At 72.9% G+C, this 3,776-nt stretch carries 4 protein-coding genes; 3 read left to right on the forward strand and 1 reads right to left on the reverse strand.

Going from position 1 to position 3,776, the window contains the following annotated elements; genetic code table 11:
• On the forward strand, window positions 1-790 hold a 790-nt coding region (locus tag KN815_RS09320), incomplete at its 5' end, for a transketolase C-terminal domain-containing protein (protein ID WP_301184561.1).
• A 196-nt stretch (window positions 791-986) separates the two neighbouring features.
• Window positions 987-2,558 carry an amino acid permease gene (locus KN815_RS09325; RefSeq protein WP_253208854.1) on the forward strand — a complete coding sequence of 524 codons (1,572 nt, stop codon included), beginning with the start codon at window positions 987-989 and terminating at the stop codon, window positions 2,556-2,558.
• 7 nt (window positions 2,559-2,565) lie between these two features.
• On the opposite strand, the gene KN815_RS09330 is transcribed toward KN815_RS09325, so the two are convergent.
• A complete protein-coding gene (locus KN815_RS09330) occupies window positions 2,566-2,967 on the reverse strand; it encodes an NYN domain-containing protein (RefSeq protein WP_216341284.1) in 402 nt (133 codons plus the stop codon).
• Between the two features lie 69 nt (window positions 2,968-3,036).
• Between KN815_RS09330 and KN815_RS09335 the strand changes: the two genes are divergently transcribed.
• Window positions 3,037-3,776, forward strand: a 740-nt coding sequence (locus tag KN815_RS09335; protein ID WP_216341285.1) for a PLL family lectin, incomplete at its 3' end; no start/stop codon positions are given.

The following is a 3,776-nucleotide window of genomic DNA, read 5'->3' on the forward strand; positions in this document are numbered from 1 at the left end:
CAACCGCGCCTTCGACCAGGTCCTGATGGATGTGGCCCTGCACAAATGCGGGGTGACCTTCGTACTGGACCGCGCCGGTATCACCGGCACCGACGGGGCCTCGCACAACGGCATGTGGGACATGTCGCTCCTCCAGGTCGTCCCGGGCCTGCGGATCGCCGCCCCGCGCGACGCCGACCAGGTCCGCGCCCAGTTGCGCGAGGCCGTGGAGGTGGCGGACGCGCCGACCGTGGTGCGCTACTCCAAGGGCGCGGTGGGCCCGGCGGTCGCGGCCGTCGGGCGGATCGGCGGCATGGACGTGCTGCGGGAGCCCGCGGCGGCCGACCGCGAGCAGCCCGATGTGCTGCTGGTCTCGGTGGGCGCACTGGCCCCGATGTGCCTGGAGATCGCCGACCTTCTCGACAAACAGGGCATTTCCACTACGGTGGTCGACCCCCGCTGGGTCAAGCCGGTCGACGAGGAGCTGCCCGCCCTCGCCGAGCGCCACCGCGTCGTCGTCACCGTCGAGGACAACAGCCGGGTCGGCGGTGTGGGCTCCGCCGTCGCCCAGGCGCTGCGCGACTCCGGCGTCGACATGCCGGTGCGCGACTTCGGCATCCCGCCGCGCTTCCTCGACCATGCCTCCCGTAAGGAGGTCATGGCGGAGATCGGGCTGACCGCACCGGACATCGCCCGTCAGGTCACCGGGCTGGTCTCCAGGATCGGTGGCCGCTACGGAAGCGAGTCCGCGGACGCGGGCTCCGGCGCCGATGTGGCCCGCTCGACGGCGGCCGAGCCGGTGCGCGACTGAGCCACCGGGCCACCCGCCCCCTTTCCGCCGCCTGGGCCGGTCGGAGCCGCCTGCTCCGACCGGCCCAGCGTGCGTCCCCCGGGCCCGCCCCCATCGGGTGAATCGGCCGGGGCTTGGGGTGTGCGCACCTCCCTGCCGCCCGGTTGGCAGAACCATGGGCGCCCACGGGGCACGGGCAGGCGCGGAGGTGGCATCGGTGAGCGAGCGGGAACCCGAGGGCCGCTCCGGCGGCGGCACTGGTGGCGATGGCGGCCGTAAGGGCCGGCCGGACTATCTGCGGACGAAGTCGATCGAACAGTCCATCAAGGACAGCGAGGAGCCCGAACACGCCCTGACCCGGTCGCTGTCCGCCCTGGATCTCACGGTCTTCGGCGTCGGCGTGATCATCGGGACCGGCATCTTCGTCCTCACCGGGGCCGTCGCCAAGGAGCAGGCGGGCCCCGCGACCGCCCTCGCCTTCGTCGTCGCGGGCATCGTCTGCGCGCTGGCCGCGCTCTGCTACGCCGAGTTCGCCTCGACCGTGCCGGTGGCCGGATCCGCGTACACCTTCTCGTACGCCTCGCTGGGCGAGCTGCCCGCCTGGACCATCGGCTGGGACCTGGTGCTGGAGTTCGCGCTCGGCACCGCCGTGGTCGCGGTCGGCTGGTCCGGCTATATCCGCTCGCTGCTGGCCAACGCCGGCTGGGAGCTGCCCGCCGCCCTGTCCGGGCCCGACGCGGCACACGGCTTCTCCTTCGACGTACTGGCCGCCGCGCTGGTGCTGGCGATCACCGTGATCCTGGTCCTCGGGATGAAGCTGTCGGCGCGGGTCACCTCGGTGGTGGTCGCGGTGAAGGTGGCGGTGGTGCTGCTGGTCATCATCGCGGGCTCGTTCTTCATCGACCCGGCCAACTACCACCCCTTCATCCCCGAGGCCAAGGGCACGATCTCGGGCTCGGGACTCACCGCACCGCTGATCCAGCTCATGTTCGGCTACCAGCCGACGACCTTCGGCGTCGAGGGCATCTTCACCGCCGCCGCCGTGGTCTTCTTCGCCTTCATCGGCTTCGACGTGGTGGCGACCGCCGCGGAGGAGACCAGGAACCCCCAGCGGGACATGCCCCGGGGCATCCTCGGCTCGCTCCTCATCTGCACCGTGCTCTATGTCGCCGTGTCGATCGTGGTCACCGGGATGCAGAAGTACACCCGGCTGACGGTGGACGCCCCGCTCGCCGACGCCTTCAAGGCCACCGGACACCCCCTCTACGCGGGCTTCATCAGCTTCGGCGCCGCGGTCGGGCTCACCACGGTGTGCATGATCCTGCTGCTCGGCCAGAGCCGGGTGTTCTTCGCCATGAGCCGGGACGGGCTGCTGCCCAGGGTCTTCTCCCGGGTGCATCCGCGCTTCGGCACGCCCTACCGCTCGACGATCCTGCTCGGCATGATCATCGCCATCGTCGCCGGGTTCACCAGCATCTCCCAGCTCGCGGCCCTGGTGAACATCGGCACGCTCTTCGCCTTCGTCGTGGTCGCGCTCGGCGTGCTGATCCTCCGCAACACCCGGCCCGATCTGCCCCGCGCCTTCCGCACGCCATGGGTGCCGGTGCTGCCGATCGTGTCGGTGGTCGCCTCTCTGTGGCTGATGCTCAATCTGCCCGCCGAGACCTGGCTGCGGTTCGCGGTGTGGATGGTCATCGGCTTCGTCGTCTACTTCCTGTACGGGCGCCGCCACAGCCGGGTGACCGGGACGGGGAGGCGCGGGGAACAGGGCCCGCGCGGAGCCGCCTGACCGGTCCCTAGCCGTCGGGGCGGACCGACCGGGGGCCCGTCGTCAGCGCGCCCAGCGCCGTGACCCGGGCCCGCAGCCCCTGGTCCGCCGTCACCACCAGGCAGCGGCGCCCCTTGTCACGGGCCGCCACCACCTGCACGATCCGGTCGTCGCCGCTGCCCGGGGCGCTCTCCACCCGTACGCCCTCCACCGGCTCCACCCCCCGCGCCGCGCCCTCGACCACCATCACGATGTCCACCGGAGGGCGGGTGGCCCAGCCGGGCACCCCCGGGCGGTCGGCGAGCCCGGTCCCGGCCAGGGCGGCCAGCCGGTCGCGGAGCCGCTCGGCGGCGCCGCGGCGGTCACGCCACCAGCCGTCGGGGACCGAGCCGATGACATTGGCGGCATCGACGACCACAAGTCCATCCATAGTCCAGGCAAATTACTATGGACATCGTTCGATCAGGTGGACCAGCTCGGGGAAGGTTGGCAGCGGGCCATGGCGTTGCGGTTGCTCCGCGGCAAGGACGACAGGCTCACGGCCTATGCACTGGTGGCAGGCGGTGTGGCGCGCTGGACGGAAGACCGGCCCGCGGGGCCGGAGTGGACGGGCCCCTGGCTGATCGAGGCTCCCGGCCTGGTCAGTCTGACCGTCGCTCAGAGCGCTGAGGGGTACGCGCATCTGGTGGGGCTTCGGCGCCGGCCGGACGGCGCGGGCCGGCCGGCCCGCATCGACATCGTCCACGCCACCCAGTTCCAGAGCGGCCGCCCGCTGACGGCGTGGCACTCGCTGGGCACCCCGCACCCGAAGGACCCCCGTAAGGCCGAGCGGACCGGCGCGCCCGCCATGGCGGTGGACTCCTCCGGTGCCCTGCGCGTCTTCGTCCGCAACGCCGGGGGCGGGGTGAGCGCGCGACGGCAGGACCCCAAGGGGACCTGGGAGCGCTGGACCGACTGGAAGGGCACGGATGTGCTGGGCGGCCTTTCGGCGGCCGCGACCGCCGACGGCCGGCTCGAACTGCTCGCACCGGCCGGAAAGGGCGCCGCGCTGCGCTGGTACCAGCCCACGCCCGGCGCCGCCCCGAAGCGGGGCGAGGACGTCCCCGCCGACGCCCGGCCGGATTCCGCGGCCGTGGTGGAGACCAGCCCCGGCACCCTCACTCACTACTGGCGCGACGCCGACAGCGGCGAGCTGCTGGCCTGGCGGCCGGACGTCCCGGCCCCCGCGCCGCTGGGCGG

It is taken from the genome of Streptomyces niphimycinicus, assembly GCF_018883605.1.
Classification (GTDB): Bacteria; Actinomycetota; Actinomycetes; order Streptomycetales; family Streptomycetaceae; genus Streptomyces; species Streptomyces niphimycinicus.